Here is a 25,150-nt window from a genome sequence, read left to right as displayed (position 1 = left end):
ATGCTAATCACACGCCGCAAGTTCATTCTGGCCACGGCCGCCCTGTGCTCGGCAGCGAGCATCGCACATGCGCAAGACAACAAGGTATTGCGCGTTGCCACCGACGCGACTTTCCCACCGATGGAATTCGTGCAGAACGGTCATCGCACCGGGTTCGACATCGATCTGGTCGAAGCGATGGCCAAGCAGATGGGACGCCACGTGCAATGGACCGATATCGATTTCAAGGGCCTCATTCCGGGGCTGGTGGCGCACCGCTTCGATGTTGCGGTGTCGGCGATCTACATTACCGATGCGCGCAAGAAGGTGGTCGATTTCACGCAGCCTTACTATCACGGCGGGCTGGTGGTGCTGGTCAAGAAGAGCAATACGGCGATCAAGACGCCGGCTGACCTGGACGGCAAGAAGGTGAGCGTGCAGGTTGGCACCAAGTCGGTGGATTTCCTGCGCACCCACTACCCGAAGGTGCAGCGCGTGGAGGTCGAGAAGAATGAAGACATGTTCAATCTCGTGCAGATCGGCCGGGTCGACGCGGCGGTGACCGGCAAGCCGGCCGCGCAGCAGTACGCCAAGACGACGGGCGATATGCGGGTGCTCGACACGCCGCTGACGACCGAGGAATACGGTATGGCCGTGCGCAAGGATATGCCGCAGCTGACCCAGCAACTCAACGCGGCGCTCGACAAGATCAAGGCCAACGGGACGTATGCCAAGCTGCTGAAGAAGTGGTTCGGGCCGGACGCCAAGTAAGCCGACGAGGACACAGGGATGCAACTGGACTTTACGCCGGTTTTTCAGGGGTGGACGGAGCTGGCGCACGGCGCGCTCGTGACGATCGAGGTGACGAGCGCCTCGCTGTTGCTCGGCTGCATGCTGGGCTTGCTTATCGGGATCGGCCGGCTCAATCCGAGGCACCGGTTCGTGTACGGCTTCTGTACCGTCTACCTGGTCGTGATTCGCGGCACGCCGCTGTTGGTGCAGTTGTTCCTGCTCTTTTTCGGACTGCCGCAGTTCAATATCATGTTGCCGGCGTTTTTCTGCGGCGTGCTGGGGCTGGGCGTCTACTCCGGCGCTTATCAGTCGGAGGTGGTGCGTGGTGCGATTGCGTCGATCGATCGCGGGCAGATGGAGGCCGCGCGATCGATCGGGATGTCGTCGGCCCAGGCCATGCGCTCGATCATTCTGCCGCAGGCGATCGTGCGAATGATTCCTCCGCTGGGCAACGAGTTTATCGCGCTGATCAAGAATTCGGCGTTGGTATCGCTGCTGACCATCGACGATTTGATGCATCAAGGGGAGAAGATTATTAGCGTGTCATATCGCTCGCTGGAAGTTTATCTGGCGATTGCACTGGTGTATCTGGTGATGACGGGCACGACCAGCCTGCTGCTGCGTTTTGCGGAGCGCAAATTGCGCGCCGGGGGGATGGTGCAATGAGCGGCTCCGCCATCGTTCAAATTCGCGATCTGACCAAGTCGTTCGGCGATCACGTGGTGCTCAAGGGCATCGATTTCGAGGTCGAGCCGTCGCAGGTGGTCGTTATCATCGGGCCGAGCGGATCCGGTAAAAGCACGTTCCTGCGCTGCTGCAACGGGCTGGAAGTGGCGGAACGGGGCGTGATCGATATCTGCGGCACGCGCCTGCTCGACAATGGCCGGCTGCTGCCCGACAAGGCCCTGAACCGGCTGCGCACCGAGGTGGGCATGGTGTTCCAGTCGTTCAATCTGTTTCCGCATTTGTCGGTGCTGGACAACATCACGATCGGCCCGCGCAAGCTGCGCGGCATGTCGCACGAAGCGGCTCGGCAGGAAGCCAGGGCGCTGCTGCAAAAGGTCGGCCTGAGCGAAAAGGCCGATGCCATGCCGGGGCGGCTCTCGGGCGGGCAGAAGCAGCGCGTGGCGATTGCTCGCGCGTTGGCGATGCGGCCCAAGGTGATGTTGTTCGACGAGCCGACCTCGGCGCTCGACCCGGAGCTGGTCGGCGAAGTGCTGCAAGTCATGAAGCTGCTCGCCAAGGAAGGCATGACGATGATGGTGGTCACCCACGAGATGGGCTTCGCGCGCGAAGTGGCCGACGTGGTGGTGGTGATGGATGGCGGCGGTATCGTCGAGGCCGGACCGCCGTCGCAAATCTTCAGTCAACCGAGAGAGGCGCGTACGCGCAGCTTTCTGCAGGCGGTGATCTCCCGCGAGTAAGTGTATGGCAATCGATGTTTCGATGTGGCAGGGCCGGCTGGATGCGGGAGAACGGGGGGACACCACGCGGCTGTTCCAGGTGGTGCGCCCGTTGGGCGATGACGTTCCGCCCGGTGCGCCCGTATTGCTGGGTTTCGCCTGCGACGAGGGCGTCAGGCGCAACCAGGGGCGCGTCGGCGCGGCGCTTGCGCCGCGCGAGGTGCGGCGTGCCCTGGCCAACGTGCCGGCGCATGGATTGCCGGTGCTGTTCGATGCCGGTGACATCGGCTGCCCCGACGAGCGTCTGGAAGACGCCCAGCAGGCGTTGGGCGCGGCGGTGCACGCATTGCTGGCGCAGCAGGCCCGGCCGGTAGTGGTCGGCGGCGGTCATGAAGTGGCCTACGGCACGTACGCCGGGCTGAGGGCCTGGCTCGAGGCGAGGGGCGATTCGGGCCGCCTGTTGATCGTCAACTTCGATGCGCATTTCGATTTGCGCACGGCTCGGCCGGCCAACTCCGGTACGCCGTTCGACCAGATCGCGGCGGACTGCCAGGCGCGCGGCGCACCATTCGCTTACAGTTGCCTGGGTGTGAGCCGGCTGGCCAACACGCCCGGATTGTTCGCCCGGGCCGCCGAACTCGACGTGCATTATGTTCAGGACTTCGAGATGCAGGAGCGGCACCTCGAGCAGCGCGCCGCCGAGCTCGACCGGCGGCTTGCCGAGGCCGACCACGTCTACCTGACGATCGACATGGATGTCTTGCCCGCCAGCGTGGCGCCCGGCGTTTCCGCGCCCGCCGCCTATGGTGTGCCGCTGGCGGTGGTCGAGGAACTGGTCAAGCGCGTGCAGCGCACGGGCAAGCTGCGCGTGGCCGACATCGCCGAATACAATCCGACCTTCGACGTCGACCGCCATACCGCGCGTGTGGCCGCCCGGCTCGTCTATCAGTTGATTTGCGGCTGAGGCCGGCCGACCGCGCCCGTCGCACCGAGCGCCGGGCGCGCCGGTCAGGCGCGGTGCCGGTCTGACCGCGAGCCGCCGCCTGCCGTGGCGCGCCCCGATTCGCGGGGTCGAGGAAATCGTCTATCAAAATTTTTCTCCAAACCCATCGACACAATCAGGAGTGCCGGACGATAATGCATCCGCTTGGCGTGGCTTTCTGCGCTCCGGAACGGGCTGACGCTATCCCCGGAGGCCGCCGCCGGTGCGCACTCATATAACTTAAAAGTTAACAGGAGACGTGCATGTCCTCACAAAAAGCAGCTGAAATTGCATCTCGACTCGATCGGCTGCCGCCATCGAAAACCATCTGGACCATGGTGATTCTGATCTCGCTGGGCGGCGTTTTCGAGTTCTACGATTTGTTCTTCACCGGCTATGTGGCGCCGGGCATGGTCCAGGCAGGGCTGTTCAAGCCGGAATCGCTGGGAATCTTCGCTGCGCTGGGGCCGCTGAAGGTCGCGGGCTTCGGCACGTTCGTGTTCGCCACCTTTGCCGGGCTCTGGCTCGGTGCGTTGCTGTTCGGCTATGTGGCTGACCGGTTCGGCCGACGAGTGGTGTTCACCTGGTCGTTGGTGTGGTACATGATCTGCACGGCGATCATGGCGTTTCAGACCACCGGGTTCGCCATCGATATCTGGCGCTTTATCGCGGGTATCGGCATCGGTGTCGAACTGGTGACCATCGATACATATATTTCCGAATTGATGCCGAGCAGCGAGCGCGGCCGCGCTTATGCGATCAATCAGTTCATTACGTTTTGCGTGGTGCCGGTGGTTGCGTTCCTGGCTTTCGTTCTCAAGGGCACCCAGCCGTTCGGTCTCGATTATTGGCGTGTGGTGATTCTGATCGGCACGGTCGGCGCCGCGGTGGTGTGGGTTCTGCGCCGTCACATTCCCGAGAGCCCGCGCTGGCTCGCGCGTCACGGCCGGGTCGAGGAAGCCGAGCGCATCATCGCCGACATCGAGCGTCGGGTGGCTGCCGAGAAGGGCGTGACGCTGCCGACGCCGCAAGCCGTCCAGCCTGAGAAGGAAGGGCGGGGTTCGCTCAGCGAAATTTTCGGGCCGCTATACCTCAAGCGCACCATCATCATGTCGATCTTCAACATGGCGCAGGTGATCGGTTTTTACGGTTTCGCCGCATGGGTGCCGACGCTGCTGATGCATCGAGGCATTCACGTCACGCACAGCCTCGAGTATGCGTTCATCATTGCGATCGCCAATCCGTTCGGCCCGCTCATCGGCTCGCTGTTCGCCGACAAGTTCGAGCGCAAGACCCAGATCATCGGTGGTCTTGCGATCATGGGCATCGTCATTGCGCTGTTTTCGCAGTCCTCGTCTCCGGCGCTGCTGATCGTGCTTGGCGTGTTGTTCACGTTGGCTGCGAACGTCATGTCGTACGCTTACCATAATTATCAGGCCGAACTGTTCCCGACCCGCGTGCGTGCGCGGGCCGTCGGTTTCGTGTACTCGTGGAGCCGGCTTGCCGCGGCCTTCGCCGGCCTGGCGATCGGGGTTCTGATCAACGGCTACGGTGTGCCGGGCGTTGCGGTCTTTATTGCGATTTCGATGATCCTGGGCATTTTCATGATTCTGCTCGGACCGTCGACGCGAGGGCTGTCGCTGGAGAAAATCAGCCATTGACGCTGGCCGCCGCGAGTGTTGCGCGGCACCGGCCGGTAGCACGACGATAGCAGTTCACGGGCGCGGCACCAGGCCGCGCCTTTTTCTTACCCTGCCGTGTACCCCATTTGCGCACTGGCGGCCATCGCCTCGCGCCGCACGGCCGTGGCGATCGGCCCGTCGATGGCGGCGTCGAAACCTCCCGTGGCTCCCAGGGCGGTGAGCACCGCGCACAAGCGACCCGTGTAATCGTAGAGCGGTGCGGCTACCGCGCTGATGCCTTTCAGGTTGGTGTCCCTGACCGCGGCGCAGCGGGCGGCCTGCACTTCCCGCCGTAATGCTCCAATCGCATCGATCGCGTCGCACTTGCTCAACTGGGCGCGCAACTCCGGCGGCGCGGCGGCCAGTTCGGCCTCGGCCAGCGCACGCACGCGCGACTCGTCGAGCAGCCCGAGGAACACCCGGCCGGTGGCCGACCACAGCATCGACAGCACCGAGCCGACCCGCACGTTGACGGTGACCGGCAGGCCCGGTTCCTCGAAGCGCACGATGGTCGGCCCCATGTTGCCCATCACGGCGACAAAACAGGTCACTTCCAGTTGTTCGCGCAGCCGCACCAGCGAGGGTTCGGCGATCCGTACCGGGTCGGCCTGCCGCATTGCCGCCACGCCGATGAGCATGGCTTCGAGCCCGAGATGGTAGTGCTGGGAGTCGGCGTCCTGCGCGACCAGGCCCTGCTCGATCAGGCTGGCCAGGTAGCGGTGCACCTTGGCCGGACTCTCGCCGACGTGCGCGGCCAGCGCGCTCAGGCTGGCGCGCCCGCCCAGGCGCGACAGCCCCTTGAGCACGGCCATGCCGGTTTCGGCCGATTGCACGCGGGCGCGCCGCTCGCGGGCGGGCGGCTGGGTTGGCGCAAAGACTTCCAGGGAGTCGGGTTTCTTGTTCATCGGCTCGGATTGTAAGGTGCCGGCGTGTTGGTCGAGGCCAGCCGCGCGCAAAATTTGTTTTGCGCCGAGTCGGCCCTCGTCAAATTACGCATAGCGTACTACAATTACGCAAAACAAAGCTGTAAACAGACAGCGCACCGGCGCTCATGCTGCCGGTCGCGGGCTGGCGCATTGCCTGGCTGATGTGCCGCAAACAGCCCGAACCGAGACGAGCCAGTAATGACCGAGTCCCTGACATGAGCGACACGCCCCCCGATTCCAGCTCCGCCCAATGCCCTTTCAGCCACGCCGCGGCGTCCCCCCACGTATCGCCGACCGGCTGCCCGGTGGGCACGCGCGCGGCCGAGTTCGATCCGTTCGGCGACGGTTACCAGCAGGATCCGCCCGAATATGTGAGGTGGGCGCGCGAGCAGGAGCCGGTGTTCTACAGTCCCAAACTGGGGTACTGGGTCGTGACCCGCTACGACGATATCAAGGCGATTTTTCGCGACAACATCACTTTCAGCCCGTCGATCGCGCTGGAAAAGATCACGCCGACCGGGCCCGAGGCCAATGCGGTGCTCGCCTCGTATGGTTACGCAATGAACCGCACGCTGGTCAATGAGGACGAGCCGGCGCACATGCCGCGCCGGCGCGTGCTGATGGAGCCTTTCACGCCGGAGCAGCTCAAGCATCACGAGCCGATGGTGCGGCGGCTGGCGCGAGAGTATGTCGATCGCTTCATCGACGATGGCCGCGCCGATCTGGTGGATCAAATGCTGTGGGAGGTGCCGCTGACCGTCGCGCTGCACTTTCTCGGCGTGCCCGAGGAAGACATGGAGATGCTGCGCAAGTATTCGATCGCGCATACCGTCAATACATGGGGCCGGCCCAAGCCGCAGGAGCAGGTCGAGGTCGCGCACGCGGTAGGCAACTTTTGGCAATTCGCCGGCAAGGTGCTCGACAAGATGCGGCAGGATCCCTCGCAGCCGGGCTGGATGCAATACGGCCTGCGCAAGCAGCAGACGCATCCCGAGGTGGTCACCGATTCCTATCTGCATTCGATGATGATGGCCGGCATCGTGGCGGCGCACGAGACCACCGCCAATGCGTCGGCCAATGCAATGAAACTGCTGCTGCAGCATCCGCACGTGTGGCGCGAGATCTGCGAAGACCCGAGCCTGATTCCGAACGCGGTGGAGGAGTGCCTGCGCCACAACGGGTCGGTGGCGGCCTGGCGGCGCCTGGCCACCAAAGCGGTGACGGTGGGCGGCGTGGCGATTCCCGAGGGGGCGAAGCTGCTGATCGTGATGTCGTCGGCCAATCACGACGAGCGGCATTTCGCGGACGCCGATCTGTTCGATATCCGGCGCGAGAATGCCAGCGATCAACTGACCTTCGGTTATGGCGCGCATCAGTGCATGGGCAAGAACCTGGCGCGCATGGAGATGCAGATTTTCCTGGATGAATTTGCCCGGCGCCTGCCTCACATGAGGCTGGCCGAGCAACAGTTTACCTACGTACCGAACACGTCGTTTCGCGGGCCCGAACATTTATGGGTCGAGTGGGATCCTCGGGAGAACCCCGAGCGGGCCGATGCCAGCGTGCTTGAATCGCGCATGACGGTGCGCATTGGCGAGCCGTCGGGGCACGCGATCAATCGGACCGTGGTGGTGCAAAGCGTGAGTCCGGCCGGCGAGGATATCGTCAGGCTGCGGCTGGCTTCGCCCGACGGGCGGCCGTTGCCGCGCTGGGCGCCAGGCTCGCATATCGACGTCGAATGTGGCGACACCGGCGTGTCGCGCCAATATTCGCTGTGCGGCGATCCGGCCGAATCGGCGGTGTTCGAGATCGCGGTGTTGCGCGAGGCGCAGAGCCGCGGTGGTTCACGGTGGGTGCACGAGCATGCGCGGGCCGGCGACCGGCTGCGGATTCGCGGGCCGCGCAATCATTTTCGTCTGGACGAGACCGTCAAGCGCGCGATTTTTATCGCCGGCGGCATCGGCATCACGCCGATCAGTGCGATGGCGCGCCGGGCCAGGGCGCTCGGCATCGAGTATCAGTTGCATTACAGCGGTCGCAGCCGCCGCTCGATGGCGCTGCTCGATGAGTTGGCCGCACTGCATGGCGAGCGCCTGCACGTGTATGCCAAGGATGAAGGGCGGCGCAACGACTTTCCGGCGCTGCTCGCCCAACCCGATGCCGACACGCAGATATACGCGTGCGGTCCGGTGCGCATGCTCGAGGCGCTGAGCGCCGGTTGCGCCGCATGGCCTGCCGATGCGCTGCGCGTCGAGCACTTCCAGTCGACCCTGAGCAAACTCGATCCGACCCACGAGCATGCGTTCGATGTCACTTTGAAGGATTCCGGCATCTCGGTTCACGTCCCGGCCGACCAGACGCTGCTCAGCGCGTTGCGCGCCGCCAATATCGACGTGCAAAGCGATTGCGAAGAAGGGCTGTGCGGCTCGTGCGAGGTACGCGTGCTCGAGGGCGAGGTCGATCACCGCGACGTAGTGCTCACGCGCGCCGAACGCGAGGCCAATGGCAAGATGATGGCATGCTGCTCGCGCGCCTGCGGCAAACGGCTGGTGCTGGAACTGTGAGGCGCTGCGGCGGCCGGGCCGCGCTTGCTCACGGGCGCCCGGCCGCCGGCAAGCACGATATGTGCAATTGATTGTTGCAGGAATCGATCTAGGTCTGTCGCATCCGGAAATCTATACTGGTTTTCATGGCCCCACGTTCTACGTGAAATGAAAAAAAGGGGCTCCACGCAGATGAAAACAGGAGTTTTCCATGAAACAAAGGACTTATGCCGCGCTTATGCTGGCGGGCGTTTTGAGTGTTGCCGCCAGCGGCGCTTTTGCCAATGAAAGCGCTACCCGGGTGACTCGTGCCCACGTGCTGGCGGAATTGCAGGCTGCCGAAGAGCTCGGTCTGGTGCCGGTCGACTACATCAATTATCCGTATACGCCGGAGCAGGCGGCCCAACTGCAGATCCGCACCGCGCAGATCGAGGCGGCGCAACGCCAGGCAGGTACCTCCGCGCAGTAAGCCCGAGCGCGTCACGCCGCAAAATTGACGGGCATCTCGCCGTGGGCGTTATGCGACGTATCGCACGACGCTCACGAACTGGCACAGGCTGCCAGCCAGCACGAACAGGTGCCAGATGCCGTGCCCGTGGCGAATGCGTTCATCGTTGATGAAGAAGTAGATGCCGGCGCTGTAGATCACGCCGCCCGCGACCAGCCATGCCGTGCCGGCCGCGGGCAGCGCGTGAACCAGCGGACCAATCGCGACGAGTGCCAGCCAGCCCATCAGCACATAGAGAGTCATTGAGACGATGCGGGTGCGTTGGCCAAGTGTGAGTTCCTGGGCGATGCCGAACGCGGCAAGCCCCCAGCTTACGCCGAACAGCGACCATCCCCACGGCCCGCGCAGCGTGACGAGCGTAAATGGCGTGTAACTGCCGGCGATCAGCAGATAGATCGCCGAATGATCGCACTTCTGGAGAATGGCTTTGAGCCGCGGGCCCCGCACGCTGTGGTAGAGCGTCGAGATCCCGTAGAGCGCGCACAGCATCGCGCCGTACACGCTGAAGCTCACCACCTTGTATGCGTCATGGTCATGCGCGCCTATCGTGACCAGTGCGCTGAGTCCCGCCACCGACAATGCCGCACCGATGAGATGGGTAATGCTGTTGAATCGCTCACCGACGTGCATGAGGTCATTCTCCCGGTTGATTGCACTCATGATACCGATCCGGGAAGAATGCTGTGGCCGTAGTGACATAAATTTACATGTCCCGGCCAGCGTTGCGGGGTTGCTCCCATCCGAACGCAATGCCGTGATTTTTCCATCTTGTGCCCCGGTGGCGTCGGTTGCCATGGCGACGCACAAAGAAAAAAGCCCTGCGGCTCATGCCGTAGGGCCTTGATTCTTCGGGATTTCACACACCGATGATTTTTGGTGGGTGGTACAGGGATTGAACCTGTGACCCCTGCCGTGTGAAGGCAGTGCTCTACCGCTGAGCTAACCACCCGAAAAGAGACCGCGATTATTCCATGATTTGTGCAGTCCGTAAAGAGGGGCGATCGACTTTTTCCGGCGTCCGGTGAGCTTGCGCTCAGGACGGGGTGCCGGCCTCCGGGCCGGCAGCAGGGGTCTCGCGCCAGACGCAGGTGCCCTTGACGCTTTTATCGAGTTCGTCGAGCAGTCCGTCGTGCAGGGCTTGCTCTTCGCCGCTGGCGGCCAGCACGGGCAGTTCGATCTGATGCAGCGCGACGCAGGAGTTGTCGGACTCGCCGCTGTCGGCGGAAGCATCCATCAGATCGATCACCAGGCTTTCCTGGCCGCGCGTCATGGCCAGATAGACCTCGGCGAGCAGCTCGGCATCGAGCAGCGCGCCGTGCAACGTGCGGTGGGCGTTGCTCACGCCCAGGCGCTCGCACAGGGCGTCGAGAGAGTTGCGCCTGCCGGGGAACATTTCGCGGGCTTGCAGCAGCGTGTCGATCAGGCCGTCGCAATGGCTCATGAAGCTTGGCAGGCCGAGCCGCTCGAATTCGGCGTCGAAAAAGCCGAGGTCGAAGGCCGCGTTGTGAATGATGATTTCGGCGCCGGCGATGTAGTCGCGCAATTCGTCGACGACTTCGGCGAATTTGGGTTTGTCGCTGAGAAACTCGGTGGTCAGGCCGTGCACGGCCAACGCGCCCGGGTCGCTGTCGCGTTCGGGATTGATGTAGTAGTGCAGGTTGCGCCCGGTGAGGCGACGGTTGACGAGTTCGACGCAGCCGATTTCGAGGATGCGGTCGCCGGTCTTGGGGTTCAGTCCGGTGGTTTCGGTGTCGACGACGAGTTGGCGCATGGCGTGAAGTCCGAGGTTTAGGTTTGGAGGCTGGCGACGCCGCGATTGGCGAGCTGGTCGGCACGCTCATTGCCGTCGTGACCGGCGTGGCCCTTGATCCAGCGCCATTCGATCTGGTGCTGCTGGCTGACCCGGTCGAGCTCTTGCCAGAGATCGGCATTTTTCACCGGCGCCTTGGCCGCGGTTTTCCAGCCGCGCTGCTTCCAGCCGTGAATCCATTCGCTGATGCCTTTTTGCACGTATTGCGAATCGGTGTGCAGCACGACGTGGCAACGACGGTTGAGCGCCTCGAGCGCGCGGATGACCGCGAGCAATTCCATGCGGTTGTTGGTGGTGAGGGGTTCGCCGCCGAATAATTCCTTTTCGGTGGCGCCGGAGCGCAGCAGGGCGCCCCAGCCGCCGGGGCCTGGGTTTCCCTTGCAGGCGCCGTCGGTGAAAATTTCTACGTGAGGCAGGGTCATGAATCGGGGTGGTCGCGGTGTGTCGTGTTGGGTGTGGCAACCGGCTTGAGCTCCGGCTGGAGGCTGAGTATACGCTTGCGCACCCGGCCGACCAAACGCATGCCGCGCACGCGCTTGACCGCGCGCACGCCATAGACGCCGCCGAAGATCGGCCACCAGCGGTCGCCGGCGGCCTCAAGGAACGAGAAGCGCGCCAGCCAATGTTCGCGGCGCATGGGGGGGCGGTAGCAGCCGAAGCGGCCGCGGTCGAGATCGAAGCCCAGCAGCTTGAGCCAGTCCTTGAGGCGCGTGAAGGCGATCAGGTCGACCGGCTGCGGCAGGAACGGCTTGCCGCTCAGGCGCGCCAGTTGCTCGCGCGCGCCCCACAGGCTGAGGTTGTTGAAGCCGGTGATGATGATTTGTCCTTCAGGCACCAGCACCCGGCAGACTTCACGCAGAATGTCGTGCGGGTTTTCGGTGAATTCGAGCACGTGCGGCAGCACCGCCAAATCGATGCTTTGGGTCGCGATCGGCAACTCGTCGAAGCGGCTGATGAGCACGTCGCGCACGGGGCGCGCGTGGTGAGCGTGAGGGTGGACGCAGCCGGCCGCGGCGCGTACCTCGACCGGCGCGGGTGCGGGGCGTTGCTGCGGGCGAAACGGCAATACCAGTCCACGATAAGGCATGCGGTTTTCGCGCAGCGCGTCGAGTTCCGGCAAGCCGAGTTGCAGCGCGTGATAGCCGAACACGTCGCCGACCCAATGATCGAACTGGGCCTGCTCCCACGCCATCACGTAGCGGCCCGGCGGTGAATCAAGCCAGGCGGGCCAGTCTATAATCTTTGCATCGGACATATTGGTGGGTGAATGATGGCTGCATTGAGCGTGGTGCCGATCCCGGCATTTCAGGACAACTATATCTGGTTGTTGAGCAACGGCGTCGAGGCGGTCGTGGTCGACCCGGGCGCGAGCCAGCCTGTGCTCGACTATCTGCGCGCCCATCGTCTTGAACTCTCCGCTATTTTACTGACACATCACCATGGCGATCATGTCGGCGGCGTGGCCGAGTTGCTCGCGCATGGCAAGGTGCCCGTGTACGGGCCGGCGGCCGAGTCGATTCCGTCGGTCGACCATCCGCTGGGCGACGGCGAGCGGGTCGCGCTCGAGGCGCCGCGGCTGCAGTTCGACGTGATCAGTGTACCCGGCCATACGCGCGGACACATCGCCTACTGGATGGCCGCGCAAGACGGCCAGGCGCCGCGGCTGTTTTGTGGCGATACCCTGTTCGCCAGCGGTTGCGGGCGGCTGTTCGAGGGCTCGCCGGCACAGATGCTGGCTTCGCTCGACCGGCTTGCCGCGCTGCCCGGCGACACGCGCGTGCACTGCGCGCACGAATATACGATGTCGAATATCCGCTTCGCGCTGGCGTGCGAGCCGGATAATGCCGCGCTGCGCGCCTGGCGGGACGAGGCCTCGCGCCTGCGGCAAGCGGGTCTGCCCACCGTGCCGACCACGCTCGCCCACGAGCTGGCGGTCAATCCATTTTTGCGCAGCAACGCGCCGCAGGTGCGCGAGGCCGCCATCTCTCAAGCGGGCCAGACATCGTTGGACCGGCTGGGTGTCTTTGCCGCGATCCGGGCATGGAAGGACGGTTTTCGTTAGCCGGAGTTCCTAGGGGATTGCCCTTAATTTTAGCCAAAAGTGCATCAAAATCAGGCAAAAATGGTTGACGCGCAAGGAGGGTTTCCTTACCATCCTTGAAATTTTCCAGTAAGAAGCCGTCAACATTGAGAATAATCAATGCGTCTTATCGTTAGCCTGCTACTGACGCTGGTATTGGCAGCGTGTGCTAGCGCGCCGCCCGGTTCCGGCACTTCGACAGCGCAAAGCAGTACTTCCTCCGCTTCGGCTCTCTCCAGTTCTTCCAAACAGCAAGTTTCCAGCGACCAGACGATCGACGTCGACAAGGACTCGCTCGACAATCTGTCGTATGGCGATCACCAGGATAACGATCTATGGAGCCGCATCCGCCGTGGCTTCGCGATCCCCGATCTGGACAGCCCGCTGGTGCAGGAACGCACGGCGTGGTACGCGGCTCGCCCCGAGTACGTGGAGCGTATGGTCAACCGCTCGAGCCGCTACCTGTTCCATATCGTCGAGGAGCTCGAGAAGCGTCACATGCCGACCGAGCTGGCGCTGCTGCCGTTCGTGGAGAGCGCCTACAATCCGCAGGCGCTGTCGACCGCCAAGGCCGCGGGCATGTGGCAGTTCATCCCGAGCACCGGCAAGACCTACAACCTCAAGCAGAACATGTTCAGCGACGAGCGCCGCGATGTGGTGGCCTCGACCGACGCGGCGCTGGACTATCTGTCGAACCTGCACGATATGTTCGGCGACTGGTACCTTGCGCTGGCCGCCTACAACTGGGGCGAGGGCAACGTGCAGCGCGCGATAGCGCGCAATCAGGCACAGGGCTTGCCGACCGACTACCAGAGCCTGCGCCTGCCCACCGAGACGCGCGAATACGTGCCGAAGCTGCAGGCGATCAAGAACATCATCGAGCACCCCGCGCTCTACGATGTGAAGCTGCCGGAAATTCCGAATCACCCCTATTTCGTCAGTGTGACGACCTCTCACGATATCGACGTGGCGCTGGCCGCGCGCCTGGCCGATCTGCCGCTGAGCGAGTTTCGGGCGCTCAATCCGGCGTTCAAGAAGCCGGTGATCCTGGGGGCGACGAAATCGAAGATTCTGCTGCCGTTCGATAACGCCGACATCTTCGCGAAGCAGCTCAAGAGCTACAAGAAGCCGTTATCGAGCTGGACCACCTATACAATCAGACGCGCCGAGTCGCCTGAGGTGATCGCCAAGCGGCTGGGTGTGGAGGCATCGACGATCCGCTCGGTCAACGGCATTCCGCCGCGATTCCGCATGAAGGCCGGATCGACCATTCTGGTGCCGCGTACCGGCGAGAATGATCGGGACATCAGCTCGACCGTGGCTGACAATGCCGTACTGGCTCTGGAGCCGGAAGTACCGCCCGTGCGCAGGGTGGCCGTACGCGTGCGGCGTGGCGACTCGTTGAGCGCGGTGGCCAGGCGCTATGGTGTGAGTGAGCTCGAAATCAAGCGCTGGAATCGCATGCGGGGTAATGGGTTGCGGGCCGGTCAGACGCTCGTGCTGATGGTGCGCGGGGCGCCCGAGCGCCGCGTGGCGGGCGCGGTGACAGAGAGGCGCACGGTGAGTTCGCATCGCCCCGTGACCAAGCGTGAAGCCGCGCGTCGCAACACTGTCAAGCACGAGGTGGTCAGGCGCGAAGTGGCAAAACGAGCCACGGTGCGGCATGAGTCCAAGAGAAAAGAGGTAGCCAGCAGAAAAGGCAGCAGACATGGCGCGCCGGCGGTGAGCGCCAGGGAGAAAGATCGGAAGGCGACCGCCAAGCGCGCTGTGGCTGACAGATCCAAACGTCGCTTCGAGAAAACGTTGCGAACTGCGGAGCGCTGATCTGCGTGATACTGCGCATCGAATTGAACGCCGCGGCTTGTCCGCGGCGTTTTTTTTGTCGTGTCCGAAACCGCTGCGCAGCCGCGGGTTGGCGGTAAGATGGGCGTAAGCTCGTCAGCGCAGACTGCGTGCCATATCGATCAAAAAAATGGAGGAGACGCATGGGTGCTTACCACGATTTCTACGTCCGCTCGCTGACCGACCGTGACGGATTCTGGCGCGAGCAGGCCAGCCTGATCGAGTGGGAAACCCCTTTTGCCGAAGTGCTCGACTACAGCCGGCCACCCTTTGCGCGGTGGTTCGTGGGCGGTCGCACCAATCTGTGCCATAACGCCGTCGACCGGCATCTGGGCGCGCGCGCCGCACAGCCCGCGCTGATCTGGGTCTCGAGCGAAACCGGGCAGGAGCAGGTGTACGACTTCGCCGCACTGCATGCCGAGGTCAACTGCATGGCGGCGAGCCTGCGGGCGCAGGGCGTGGGGCGCGGCGATCGCGTGCTGATCTACATGCCGATGATTCCACAAGCCTGCTTCGCGATGCTGGCCTGCGCGCGGCTCGGTGCGATCCATGCCGTGGTGTTTGGCGGTTTTGCCGCGGCCAACCTGGCCTCGCGCATCGACGACGTGGCGCCCAAGGTGATCGTGTCGGCCGACGCCGGCTCGCGCAACGGCAAAGTCGTTCCCTACAAACCGCTGCTCGACGAGGGGATCGAGCTGGCCACGGCCAAACCCGAGCGCGTGCTGCTGGTGGACCGCGGCCTGGCGCCGATGGCGCATGTGGCGGGGCGCGATCTGGACTACGCCGCCTTGCGTGAGCAACATCTCGGCGCCGAGGTGCCGTGCGTCTGGCTGGAATCGAGCGAGCCGTCTTACGTGCTGCATACCTCGGGCACCACCGGCAAGCCCAAAGGAGTGCAGCGCGACACCGGCGGCTATGCGGTGGCGCTGGCTGCCTCCATGAAAGCCATTTTCTGCGGCCGGCCTGGCGACACGATGTTTACCGCCTCCGATATCGGCTGGGTGGTCGGGCACAGCTACATCGTCTATGGGCCGCTGATCGCCGGCATGGCGACGGTGATGTACGAAGGCACGCCCGTGAAGCCCGACGGCGGGGTATGGTGGCGCATCGCCGAGCGGCACAAGGTCAACATCATGTTCTCCGCGCCGACCGCGATTCGGATGCTGAAGAAGCAGGATCCGGCCTACCTCACTCAATATGATCTGTCGCACCTGCAGCGGGTTTTTCTGGCGGGTGAGCCGTTGGACGAACCGACCGCGCACTGGATCAACGAGGGCATCGGCAAGCCGATCCTGGACAACTACTGGCAAACCGAGACGGGCTGGCCGATCCTGGCGCTGGCACGCGGCGTCGAGCCGGATCTGCCGGGCAAATACGGCTCGCCGGGGCTGCCCGTGTTCGGCTACGACGTGCGGTTGGTCAACGAGGCCACCGGTCAGGATTGCGGGGCCAACGAAAAGGGCGTGCTGGCGATCGCCGGACCGTTGCCGCCCGGGTGCATGAGCACGCTGTGGCGCGACGACGAGCGCTTCGTCAAGACGTATTGGTCGACCGTGCCGGATCGGCTGCTGTATTCGAGCTTCGACTGGGGCATGCGCGACGACGATGGCTACTATTTCATTCTCGGGCGCACCGACGACGTGATCAACGTGGCGGGGCACCGGCTCGGCACGCGCGAGATCGAGGAGAGTCTGGCCAGCCACCCCGAGATTGCCGAGGTGGCGGTGGTCGGCGTGAGCGATGCGCTCAAGGGGCAGGTGGCGATGGCCTTCGCGGTCGTGCGCCATGCCGAGCGAGTTGCAACTGCGGCCGACTGCCAGACGCTGGAAGGCGAATTGATGCGGCTGGTGGAGCACCAACTGGGCGGCATCGCGCGGCCGGCGCGCATTCGCTTCGTCGCGCTGCTGCCGAAGACGCGCTCGGGCAAATTGCTGCGCCGCGCCATCCAGGCCATTTGCGAAGGGCGGCACACCGGCGAACTGGTGACGATCGAGGACCCTGCCGCGCTGCAGCTGATTCGCGACGCCGTGCAGGCCGGTTGAGGCCCGCGCCGGACGCAGGATGCGCACCGCGTGCCTGGCATGATCGCATGTCGGGCGAGTATCTCGAGAGCCTCCCGCATGCGGGGCTTGTATCCGGCCACACTTTGGATTATTATTTTAAGCATAAAATATTTATGGATTAATTAAACGCGCCGCGCCGCGCCGTCCAGGCCGGCCCAGTGTCCAGCCAAGATGGAGGAAGCGCAATGAACATCGTATGCATCGGTGGCGGCCCGGCAGGCTTGTATTTCGGGCTTTTGATGAAGCGCCGCAACCCGGCCCATCGCGTCGTGGTGATCGAGCGCAATCGCCCTTATGACACCTTTGGCTGGGGGGTGGTGTTTTCCGACGCCACGATGGACAACCTGGTGACGGCGGATCCCGAGAGCGCCGAGCAGATCAACGCCGCTTTCAATCACTGGGACGATATCGATATTCACTTCAAGGACCGCACGCTGCGCTCGGGCGGCCACGGTTTCATCGGCATTGGCCGCAAAAAGCTGCTCAATATTCTGCAGGCGCGCTGCGAGGCGCTTGGCGTCGAACTGGTGTTCGAAAACGAGGTGAGCGACGACCAGGCAATCGCCCGGCAATACGACGCCGACCTGGTGATCGCCTCGGACGGCTTGAACAGCCGCATCCGCACGCGCTACCAAGACACCTTCCATCCCGATATCGACGTACGCAAATGCCGTTTCGTCTGGTTGGGTACGCATCAGCGGTTCGATGCGTTTACCTTTGCGTTCGAGCAAACCGAGCATGGCTGGTTTCAGGCGCATGCCTATCAGTTCGACGATGAAACGTCGACCTTCATCGTCGAGGCGCCGGAAGATGTCTGGAAAAAGGCCGGGCTCGACGAAATGAGCCAGGACGACGGCATTGCCTATTGCGAGCGCCTGTTCTCCAAATATTTGGGCGGGCACAAGCTGCTCAACAACGCCAAGCACCTGCGCGGCTCGGCCATCTGGATCCGGTTCCCGCGCGTGATCTGCAATACGTGGGTGCACTGGAATCAACTCGACGGTAAATCGGTGCCGGTGGTGTTGATGGGCGATGCAGCCCACACCGCGCATTTCTCGATCGGCTCGGGCACCAAGCTCGCGCTCGAGGACGCCATTCAACTGGCCGATTGCTTCCGTGAGTTCGGTACCGACGACCTGCCGCATGCGCTGGGCAAGTACGAGGAAATTCGCAGCGTCGAGGTGCTCAAGATCCAGAACGCGGCGCGCAACTCCACCGAATGGTTCGAAAGCGTCGAGCGTTATGCCGAGTTCGAGCCGGAGCAATTCGCTTATTCGCTGTTGACGCGCTCGCAGCGGATTTCGCACGAAAACCTGCGGCTGCGCGACAAGCAGTACGTCGAGGCCTATGAGGACTGGCTGGCGCGCCGTGCCGGCGTCGAGCGCCGGCCATCGCAACAGGTGATTCCGCCGATGTTTACCCCGTTCCAGGCGCGCGGCGTGCAGTTGAAGAACCGCATCGTGATGTCGCCGATGGCCATGTATTCGGCGCGCGACGGCGTGCCGGGCGAATTCCACCTGGTCCACCTGGGCAGCCGCGCGTTGGGCGGCGCCGGCATGGTGGTGGCGGAAATGACGTGCGTGTCGCCCGATGCGCGCATCACTCCGGGTTGCCCGGGTCTGTGGAATGACGAGCAGGCGGCGGCCTGGAGGCGCATCGTCGAATTCGTGCATGCCAACAGCGAGGCCAGGATCGCCATGCAGATCGGCCATGCCGGGCGCAAGGGATCGACACGGCTGGCCTGGGAAGGGATCGATCAGCCGCTTGCCGCCGGCAATTGGCCGCTGATTTCGGCCTCGCCGCTGCCGTATATCGAAGGTGTCTCGCAAACGCCGCGCGCGATGGACGAAGCGGACATGGCGCGCGTCAAGGACGATTTCGTCGCGGCCGCACGGCGCGCGCACGAGGCCGGCTTCGACTGGCTCGAACTGCACTGCGCGCACGGCTATCTGTTGTCGAGTTTCATCTCGCCGCTGACCAACCATCGCACCGACAGCTATGGCGGCAGCCTTGAGAACCGCTTGCGCTATCCGCTCGAAGTGTTCCATGCGGTGCGCGCCGTGTGGCCGAGCGACAAGCCGATGTCGGTCAGAATCTCGGCGCACGACTGGGTCGAGGGCGGCATCACCGCCGACGACGCGGTGGCGATTGCGCGCGCCTTCAAGGCGGCCGGCGCCGATCTGATCGATTGCTCGTCGGGCCAGGTCAGCAAGGCGGAAAAGCCGGTCTATGGCCGGATGTTCCAGACGCCTTTCGCCGATCGGGTGCGCAACGAGGCGCATATTCCGACCATCGCCGTGGGGGCGATTTTCGAGGCCGATCACGTCAACAGCATCATCGCCTCGGGGCGCGCGGACCTGTGCGCGCTGGCGCGGCCTCATCTGGCCGACCCATTCTGGACCTTGCACGAGGCCGCCAAGATCGGCTACAAGGAGATCGCCTGGCCGAATCAATATGTCGCCGGCAAGCGTCAACTTGAAACCAACCTGGAGCGCGCGGCGCAATATGCGCTGCAAATCGGCAAATGAACCAATCGACAAATTCCGGCACGGCGCCGGCCCTGGCGGGCCGCCATGCCCTGATCACCGGTGGGGGGCGCGGCATCGGTGCGGCCATTGCCCGCCGTCTGCAGGCGCATGGTGCCCGCATTACGCTGCTCGGCCGCTCGGTCGACACATTGGAGGCAGGCGCGCGCGCGCTGCGCGAGACCGGCGAAGCCATCTACGTGACGGCCGACGTGACCGACGCATCGACGGTGCGGGCTGCCTTCGCCAAGGCCGAAGCCGCCCTCGGACCCGTATCGCTGCTGATCAATAATGCGGGCCAGGCCGCCGCGACGCCATTTCTGAAAACCGAGGCGGCGCTCTGGCAGCGCATGCTCGATGTCAACCTCAGCGGCACGTTCCACTGCACCCAGGCGGCCCTGCCGGCGATGCTCGAAGCAGGCTGGGGACGCATCGTCAACGTTGCCAGCACCGCCGGGCTGACCGGCTACGGCTATGTCGCGGCCTATTGCGCGGCCAAGCACGGCGTGGTGGGCCTGACCCGCGCGCTGGCGCTGGAAGTCGCCAAGCGCGGCGTCACGGTCAATGCGGTGTGTCCGGGCTATACGGAAACCGACATCGTGCAGGAGGCGGTCGCCAACATCGTTGCCAAAACCGGCCGCAGCGAAGCCCAGGCGCGCGAGGAACTGACGCGCCGCAATCCGCAGGGCCGCATGGTGCAGCCCGATGAGGTGGCAGACGCCGTGGCATGGCTGTGCCTGCCGAGCGCGCAAGCGATCACCGGGCAGGCGATTGCGGTGGCCGGCGGCGAAGTGATGGTCGGCTGATCCCGAATTTTTATTGGAGGCTTTCCCGATGAGCGATGTGGCCCTCACCATGGCGCACCACAAGCGTCCGTTTGCGGACTATCAACCCAGGCATTTTCTCTGGTCGGTCGCCGCCGACGCGAACGGCAAGCCGAGTATTGCGCACATCACGCTGAACCGGCCCGAGAAGAAGAACCCCCTGACGTTCGACTCCTACGCGGAGCTGCGCGATCTGTTTCGCAATTTGACCTACGCCACCGATATCAAGGTCGTGGTGATCAGCGGCGCGGGCGGCAATTTCTGTTCGGGCGGCGATGTCCATGAAATCATCGGGCCGCTCACGCAAATGCGCATGCCGGAACTGCTCGAATTCACGCGCATGACCGGCGACCTGGTCAAGGCGATGCGCGCATGCCCCCAGCCGATCGTCAGCGCGGTCGACGGTATTTGCGCAGGTGCCGGCGCGATGATTGCGCTGGCCTCGGACATGCGGCTGGGCACGCCGCAGGCCAAGACCGCCTTTTTGTTTACCCGTGTGGGTCTGGCTGGTGCCGACATGGGCGCCTGCACCTTGCTGCCGCGCATGATCGGGCAGGGCCGCGCGAGCGAGCTGCTCTACACGGGGCGCTCGATGAGCGCCGAGGAGGGCTTGCAGTGGGGCTTCTTCAACGCCTTGCACGCTGGCGACCAGGTTCTCGCGCAAGCCCAGGCGTTGGCCGCGCAACTGGCGGCCGGGCCGACCTTCGCGCATGGCGTGACCAAGAAACTGCTGCACCAGGAATGGGCGATGGGTGTCGACGAGGCGATCGAAGCCGAAGCGCAGGCGCAGGCCATCTGCATGCAGACCGAGGATTTCCGGCGTGCCTACGAAGCTTTCGTGGCGAAGCAAAAACCGGTATTCCAGGGCGATTGAGGCGGCGAGGAGATCCAGACGATGAGCGATACGCAGTTTCTCGATTGGCCGTTTCTCGATGATTCGCACCGCGCCATGGCCGTAGCGCTGGACGATTGGTGCGCACGCGAGTTGCACGTCGATCACGACGGCGACACCGATGCGGCCTGCGTGGCGCTGGTGCGTCAATTGGGTGCGGCGGGCTGGCTGAAATACTGCGTGCCGGCCGCGCACGGCGGCGCGCTCGAGCAGCTCGACTCGCGTTCGCTGTGCCTGGCTCGCGAGACGCTGGCACGGCACGACGGACTGGCCGACTTCGCCTTTGCGATGCAGGGCCTGGGCAGCGGCGCGATTACCCTGGCCGGCCGCCCAGCAGTCCAATCCCGGTATCTGCCTCGGGTGGCGCGCGGCGAGGCGATTGCCGCGTTCGCACTGTCGGAACCCGAGGCGGGCTCCGATGTGGCGGCGATGCAATGCACCGCGGTGCGCGATGGCGAGCACTTTGTGCTCAACGGCGAGAAGACATGGATTTCCAACGGCGGGATTGCCGATTTCTATTGCGTTTTCGCCCGTACCGGCGAAGCGCCGGGCGCACGCGGCATTTCGGCGTTCGTGGTCGATGCGAATACGCCTGGGTTGAGCGTTGCCGAGCGCATCGACGTATGCGCGCCCCATCCGCTGGCGCGGTTGCGCTTTGCCGATTGCCGGGTGCCGGCCGATTGCCTGCTGGGCGAGCCAGGGCAGGGTTTCAAGCTGGCGATGATGACGCTGGATATCTTTCGCGCGTCGGTGGCGGCGGCCGCGCTTGGTTTTGCGCGGCGAGCCCTCGATGAGGGCGTCGCGCGCGCGAAGTCGCGCGAGATGTTCGGGCACACCCTGGCGGATTTCCAATTGACGCAGGCGGCGCTCGGCGAGATGGCGACGGCCGTGGACGGCGCCGCGTTGCTGACCTATCGGGCCGCCTGGCTGCGCGACGTGAAAGGCCAACGCACCACGCGCGAGGCGGCGATGGCCAAGATGTTCGCCACCGAGGAGGCGCAACGCGTGATCGACCGCGCACTGCAGATGTTTGGCGGCGCCGGGGTGATGCGCGGCAACGTGGTCGAGCGGCTGTACCGGGAAATCCGCGCGCTGCGCATCTACGAAGGCGCGACCGAGGTACAGAAACTCATCATTGCCCGCGAATTGCTCAAGGATGCCTGAGGGCGCCCCGGGCGCCTCACGTTAAACAGCTCCCGAGAAAGCTGCCAACCGATCAAGGAGATTGATATGCACCGCACCGGACATCTCGACACTTATGCGCGGGACCACCTGCCGCCCGCCGATCAGTGGCCGGAGTTCCTGCTGGACAACCCGGACGTGACGTATCCGGCGCGCCTGAATTGCGTGGTCGAGTTGCTCGACAGGATGGTGGCGGCGGGGCATGCCGAGCGGCCCGCGATCCATAGCGTGCACGAAGGCCGGCCAGTGACCACGACCTATCGCGAATTGCGCGTGCTGGTCGATCGCATTGCTCATGTCCTGATCGATGACCTGCAGCTGGTGCCGGGCAACCGGGTGCTGTTGCGCGGACCCAATAATCTGATGATGGCGGCCTGCTGGCTGGCGATCATCAAGGCCGGGCTGGTGGCCGTGCCGACCATGCCGTTGCTGCGCGCCAAAGAACTCAAGCAGATGATCGACAAGGCGGAAATTACCGCGGCGTTGTGCGACGTGCGTCTGAAGGACGAGATGGAATTCTGCCGTACCGAGGGGCATGAACACCACTGTGCCGACCTGGCGCAGGTGCTGTATTTCAACGATGGCTCGCCGGGCTCGCTGGACGCCCGGCTGACGGGCAAGCCGGAGACTTTCACGGCGTGCGATACGGCCGACGACGACGTGTGCCTGATTGCCTTCACCAGCGGCACGACAGGCCAGCCCAAGGGCACCATGCATTTTCATCGCGACGTGCTGGCAATGTGCGATCTGTTTCCTCGCCATGTTTTGAAGCCGGGCCCGCAGGATATTTTCTGCGGCACGCCGCCGCTGGCGTTTACGTTCGGCACTGGCGGGCTGCTGACCTTTCCGCTGCGGGTCGGCGCCTCGACGGTGCTGATGGAAAAGCTGACTCCTGAAACCTTGCTGCAGACGATCGAGGACTTCCGCGCGACGATTGTTTTTACCGCGCCCACGTTCTACCGCCAGATGGCGCCACTGGTGGCGAGCCACGACATCGCCAGCCTGAAGAAAAGCGTGTCGGCCGGCGAGGCGCTGCCCGATGCGACTCGCCAGCTCTGGAAGCAGGCCACCGGTATCGAGATGATCGACGGCATCGGCGGCACCGAAATGATCCACATCTTCATCTCCAGCGCCGGGGCCGACGTCCGGCCGGGCACGATCGGCAAAGTGGTGCCGGGTTACATCGCGCAGATCGTCGACGACGAGATGAACCCTCTGCCGCCGGGCCAGGTCGGCAAGCTTGCCATCAAGGGGCCGACCGGGTGCCGCTACCTGGCAGACGAACGCCAGAAGAACTATGTCAAGCAAGGCTGGAATCTGCCGGGCGATACCTTCATTGCCGACGAAGACGGGTATTACGCGTATCAGGCGCGCTCCGACGACATGATCGTCTCGGCCGGCTACAACATCGCCGGACCGGAAGTCGAGGCCGCGCTGCTGCGGCACGAGGCGGTCGCCGAATGCGGCGTGATCGGCGTGCCCGACGACGCGCGCGGGCAGATCGTCAAGGCTTACGTCGTGCTCAAGCCGGGGTATGCGCGTGACGAGGCGATGACGCAGGCGTTGCAGGCGTTCGTCAAGGCGACCATCGCGCCCTATAAATATCCGCGCGCGATTCAGTTCATGGATGCGCTGCCGCGCACCGAGACGGGCAAGCTGCAGCGTTTCAAATTACGCCAGAACTAAGGGACAGCAAGATGGGACAACCTTTTGTCAGGCCGATCACCATCCGCTTTCGGCACTGCGATCCGGCCGGGATCGTGTTTTACCCGCGTTATTTCGAACTGATGAACGACCTGGTCGAGGACTGGTTTGCCGATGGTATTGGGGTGTCGTTTGCCGAGCTGCACGACGAGCTCGGCAAGGGCATTCCGACGGTCAACGTGCAATGCCGGTTTGCCGCGCCAAGCCGGCTGGGTGACGTGCTCGAGTGCAGCGTGGCGGTCGAACGGCTGGGCAACAGTTCAGCCACCCTGGCGATCCGCTTTGCCGGCAGCGACGGCAACGTGCGTGTGCAGGCCGAATTGGTGATCGTGCTGATGGATTTGCGGAGCGCCCGCGCGGTGCCCTGGCCGGAGGAAATGCGCGCCGCGCTTGGCGGCTATCTGGTCGATAACGATTCTTTTGATGTGGAGTAAGTCGATGCAAATGCTGCAACCGCCCACCTGGGCAAAACCCCGTGGCTACGCCAACGGCGTGATGTGCGAGATGGCGCCCGGCAGTCGGATGATTTTCGTGGGCGGCCAGATCGGTTGGAACGCCGAGCAGCAGTTTGAAAGCGACGATTTCGGCCAGCAGGTCAGGCAGACGCTGGAGAACATCGTGGCGGTGCTGGCCGAGGGCGGGGCGCGGCCGTCGCATATCGTGCGCATGACCTGGTACGTGACGAACAAGCGGGAGTATGTGGATGCGTATCCGGTGATCGGGGAGCACTACCGGGCTGTGATTGGCCGCCATTTTCCGGCCATGACGGCTTTCGAGGTGGCCGAGCTGGTCGAGGATCGGGCCAAGGTTGAAATCGAAGTAACGGCGGTCGTGCCGTCCGAGACGCCTGTGACGCCGGTGTGACTCCCGGCGCGTGGCTCAGCACAGAGCCAGGCTTTCCTCCGGGGCCAGCGCGCGCTCGAGCGCGGCCTCGGTGAGCCACCAGGTTTGCGGCAGATCCTGCTCGTCGCAGTTGGCGCCCTCGCCGCCGCGATCGACCACGATGAAGTCGCTCACCCGGCGCAGCGCCAGCAGCGGATGGTGCCACACCCCGGCGGCGTAGTTCACCCCTTGCCAGCCGCTCGTGACGAACGCGCGCATGCCGCGCACGTCCAGCTCGCCGGCCGGCGCCACCACCACCAGGTACGGCGTGTCGGCCAGCGGCACGAACGCCTGGCTGCCCAGCGGATGGCGCTCGAGCATCTTCACCTCGAACGGCAGGGGCCGCGGCTGGCCCCGGAACAGGTTCAGCAGCGCATGCCCGCGACCCACCTCCACCTTGGCCAGATCGTGATAGCGCTCGGTGTTGCCGCCATTGATCGGGTAGTGGCGCGCACCGGCCAGCTCGATCACGTCGCCAAACGGGGCGAACGCTTCGCGCGTCAGGCGCTCGATCCTCAACTCGTTCATGCC

The 25,150-nt window shown here is 64.2% G+C and carries 23 protein-coding genes and 1 tRNA gene; 17 read left to right on the top strand and 7 right to left on the bottom strand.

The annotated features are described in order from the left end of the window. From PATSB16_RS13420 to PATSB16_RS13400, 5 genes are all read left to right on the top strand, one after another. Positions 1-750 carry a glutamine ABC transporter substrate-binding protein gene (locus tag PATSB16_RS13420; protein ID WP_047214616.1) on the top strand — a complete coding sequence of 250 codons (750 nt, stop codon included), beginning with the start codon at positions 1-3 and terminating at the stop codon, positions 748-750. Positions 751-768: 18 nt separating this feature from the next. Continuing rightward, on the top strand, positions 769-1,437 hold the full coding sequence (locus PATSB16_RS13415) for an amino acid ABC transporter permease (RefSeq protein WP_047214615.1): 669 nt from the start codon (positions 769-771) through the stop codon (positions 1,435-1,437). After that, entirely contained in the window at positions 1,434-2,195 is a 762-nt protein-coding gene (locus PATSB16_RS13410; RefSeq protein WP_047214614.1) for an amino acid ABC transporter ATP-binding protein, read from the top strand. The genes PATSB16_RS13415 and PATSB16_RS13410 overlap by 4 nt, the downstream gene beginning before the upstream one ends. Before the next feature lie 4 nt (positions 2,196-2,199). After that, positions 2,200-3,138: a formimidoylglutamase gene (gene hutG, locus PATSB16_RS13405; RefSeq protein WP_047214613.1), complete on the top strand. Its 939-nt coding sequence runs from the start codon at positions 2,200-2,202 to the stop codon at positions 3,136-3,138. Between the two features lie 353 nt (positions 3,139-3,491). Continuing rightward, entirely contained in the window at positions 3,492-4,817 is a 1,326-nt protein-coding gene (locus PATSB16_RS13400) for an MFS transporter (RefSeq protein WP_206093702.1), read from the top strand. Between the two features lie 86 nt (positions 4,818-4,903). Here the strand turns inward: PATSB16_RS13400 and PATSB16_RS13395 are convergent, their stop codons facing one another. Next, positions 4,904-5,743, bottom strand: coding sequence for an IclR family transcriptional regulator (locus tag PATSB16_RS13395; protein WP_047214610.1), 840 nt, complete (start codon positions 5,741-5,743; stop codon positions 4,904-4,906). A gap of 236 nt (positions 5,744-5,979) precedes the next feature. On the opposite strand from PATSB16_RS13395, the gene PATSB16_RS13390 reads away from it, so the two are divergent. Together PATSB16_RS13390 and PATSB16_RS13385 are read left to right on the top strand one after the other, a co-directional pair. Further along, entirely contained in the window at positions 5,980-8,328 is a 2,349-nt protein-coding gene (locus PATSB16_RS13390; RefSeq protein WP_047214609.1) for a cytochrome P450/oxidoreductase, read from the top strand. 190 nt (positions 8,329-8,518) lie between these two features. Further along, a complete protein-coding gene (locus PATSB16_RS13385) occupies positions 8,519-8,776 on the top strand; it encodes a DUF4148 domain-containing protein (RefSeq protein WP_047214608.1) in 258 nt (85 codons plus the stop codon). Positions 8,777-8,824: 48 nt separating this feature from the next. Here the strand turns inward: PATSB16_RS13385 and trhA are convergent, their stop codons facing one another. From trhA to PATSB16_RS13360, 5 genes are all read right to left on the bottom strand, one after another. After that, positions 8,825-9,445: a PAQR family membrane homeostasis protein TrhA gene (gene trhA, locus PATSB16_RS13380; RefSeq protein ID WP_047214607.1), complete on the bottom strand. Its 621-nt coding sequence runs from the start codon at positions 9,443-9,445 to the stop codon at positions 8,825-8,827. A 244-nt stretch (positions 9,446-9,689) separates the two neighbouring features. Beyond that, positions 9,690-9,764 (bottom strand) — tRNA-Val (locus PATSB16_RS13375). A gap of 84 nt (positions 9,765-9,848) precedes the next feature. Beyond that, positions 9,849-10,586, bottom strand: coding sequence for a DNA polymerase III subunit epsilon (dnaQ, locus tag PATSB16_RS13370; RefSeq protein WP_047214605.1), 738 nt, complete (start codon positions 10,584-10,586; stop codon positions 9,849-9,851). A 17-nt stretch (positions 10,587-10,603) separates the two neighbouring features. Further along, positions 10,604-11,047 (bottom strand): ribonuclease HI, encoded by a 444-nt coding sequence (gene rnhA, locus PATSB16_RS13365; RefSeq protein WP_047214604.1) that lies wholly within the window; start codon positions 11,045-11,047, stop codon positions 10,604-10,606. Further along, positions 11,044-11,880, bottom strand: a complete 837-nt coding sequence (locus PATSB16_RS13360; protein ID WP_047214603.1) for a class I SAM-dependent methyltransferase — start codon at positions 11,878-11,880, stop codon at positions 11,044-11,046. The genes rnhA and PATSB16_RS13360 overlap by 4 nt, the downstream gene beginning before the upstream one ends. Before the next feature lie 15 nt (positions 11,881-11,895). On the opposite strand from PATSB16_RS13360, the gene gloB reads away from it, so the two are divergent. From gloB to PATSB16_RS13310, 10 genes are all read left to right on the top strand, one after another. Further along, positions 11,896-12,687 (top strand): hydroxyacylglutathione hydrolase, encoded by a 792-nt coding sequence (gloB, locus tag PATSB16_RS13355; protein WP_047216558.1) that lies wholly within the window; start codon positions 11,896-11,898, stop codon positions 12,685-12,687. Between the two features lie 138 nt (positions 12,688-12,825). Continuing rightward, on the top strand, positions 12,826-14,529 hold the full coding sequence (locus PATSB16_RS13350) for a transglycosylase SLT domain-containing protein (RefSeq protein WP_047214602.1): 1,704 nt from the start codon (positions 12,826-12,828) through the stop codon (positions 14,527-14,529). Positions 14,530-14,690: 161 nt separating this feature from the next. Continuing rightward, positions 14,691-16,589, top strand: a complete 1,899-nt coding sequence (locus PATSB16_RS13345; RefSeq protein ID WP_047214601.1) for a propionate--CoA ligase — start codon at positions 14,691-14,693, stop codon at positions 16,587-16,589. 206 nt (positions 16,590-16,795) lie between these two features. Further along, positions 16,796-19,138, top strand: a complete 2,343-nt coding sequence (locus PATSB16_RS13340; protein WP_047214600.1) for a bifunctional salicylyl-CoA 5-hydroxylase/oxidoreductase — start codon at positions 16,796-16,798, stop codon at positions 19,136-19,138. Beyond that, positions 19,135-19,941 (top strand): SDR family NAD(P)-dependent oxidoreductase, encoded by an 807-nt coding sequence (locus PATSB16_RS13335; RefSeq protein ID WP_047214599.1) that lies wholly within the window; start codon positions 19,135-19,137, stop codon positions 19,939-19,941. Before PATSB16_RS13340 ends, PATSB16_RS13335 begins: the two co-directional genes overlap by 4 nt. A gap of 28 nt (positions 19,942-19,969) precedes the next feature. Next, positions 19,970-20,833 (top strand): enoyl-CoA hydratase family protein, encoded by an 864-nt coding sequence (locus PATSB16_RS13330; protein WP_047214598.1) that lies wholly within the window; start codon positions 19,970-19,972, stop codon positions 20,831-20,833. 21 nt (positions 20,834-20,854) lie between these two features. Beyond that, positions 20,855-22,015 carry an acyl-CoA dehydrogenase family protein gene (locus PATSB16_RS13325; RefSeq protein ID WP_047214597.1) on the top strand — a complete coding sequence of 387 codons (1,161 nt, stop codon included), beginning with the start codon at positions 20,855-20,857 and terminating at the stop codon, positions 22,013-22,015. Between the two features lie 66 nt (positions 22,016-22,081). Further along, entirely contained in the window at positions 22,082-23,719 is a 1,638-nt protein-coding gene (locus tag PATSB16_RS13320; protein WP_047214596.1) for an AMP-binding protein, read from the top strand. Positions 23,720-23,730: 11 nt separating this feature from the next. Then, a complete protein-coding gene (locus PATSB16_RS13315; RefSeq protein WP_047214594.1) occupies positions 23,731-24,171 on the top strand; it encodes an acyl-CoA thioesterase in 441 nt (146 codons plus the stop codon). A 4-nt stretch (positions 24,172-24,175) separates the two neighbouring features. Continuing rightward, entirely contained in the window at positions 24,176-24,601 is a 426-nt protein-coding gene (locus tag PATSB16_RS13310; protein WP_047214593.1) for a RidA family protein, read from the top strand. A 15-nt stretch (positions 24,602-24,616) separates the two neighbouring features. On the opposite strand, the gene PATSB16_RS13305 is transcribed toward PATSB16_RS13310, so the two are convergent. Then, positions 24,617-25,147: an ureidoglycolate lyase gene (locus PATSB16_RS13305; RefSeq protein WP_047214592.1), complete on the bottom strand. Its 531-nt coding sequence runs from the start codon at positions 25,145-25,147 to the stop codon at positions 24,617-24,619. Positions 25,148-25,150: the final 3 nt, after the last annotated feature.

The sequence above is a fragment of the Pandoraea thiooxydans genome (assembly GCF_001931675.1).
GTDB classification, from domain to species: Bacteria; Pseudomonadota; Gammaproteobacteria; order Burkholderiales; family Burkholderiaceae; genus Pandoraea; species Pandoraea thiooxydans.
This window is presented reverse-complemented; position numbering and strand designations above follow the sequence as displayed.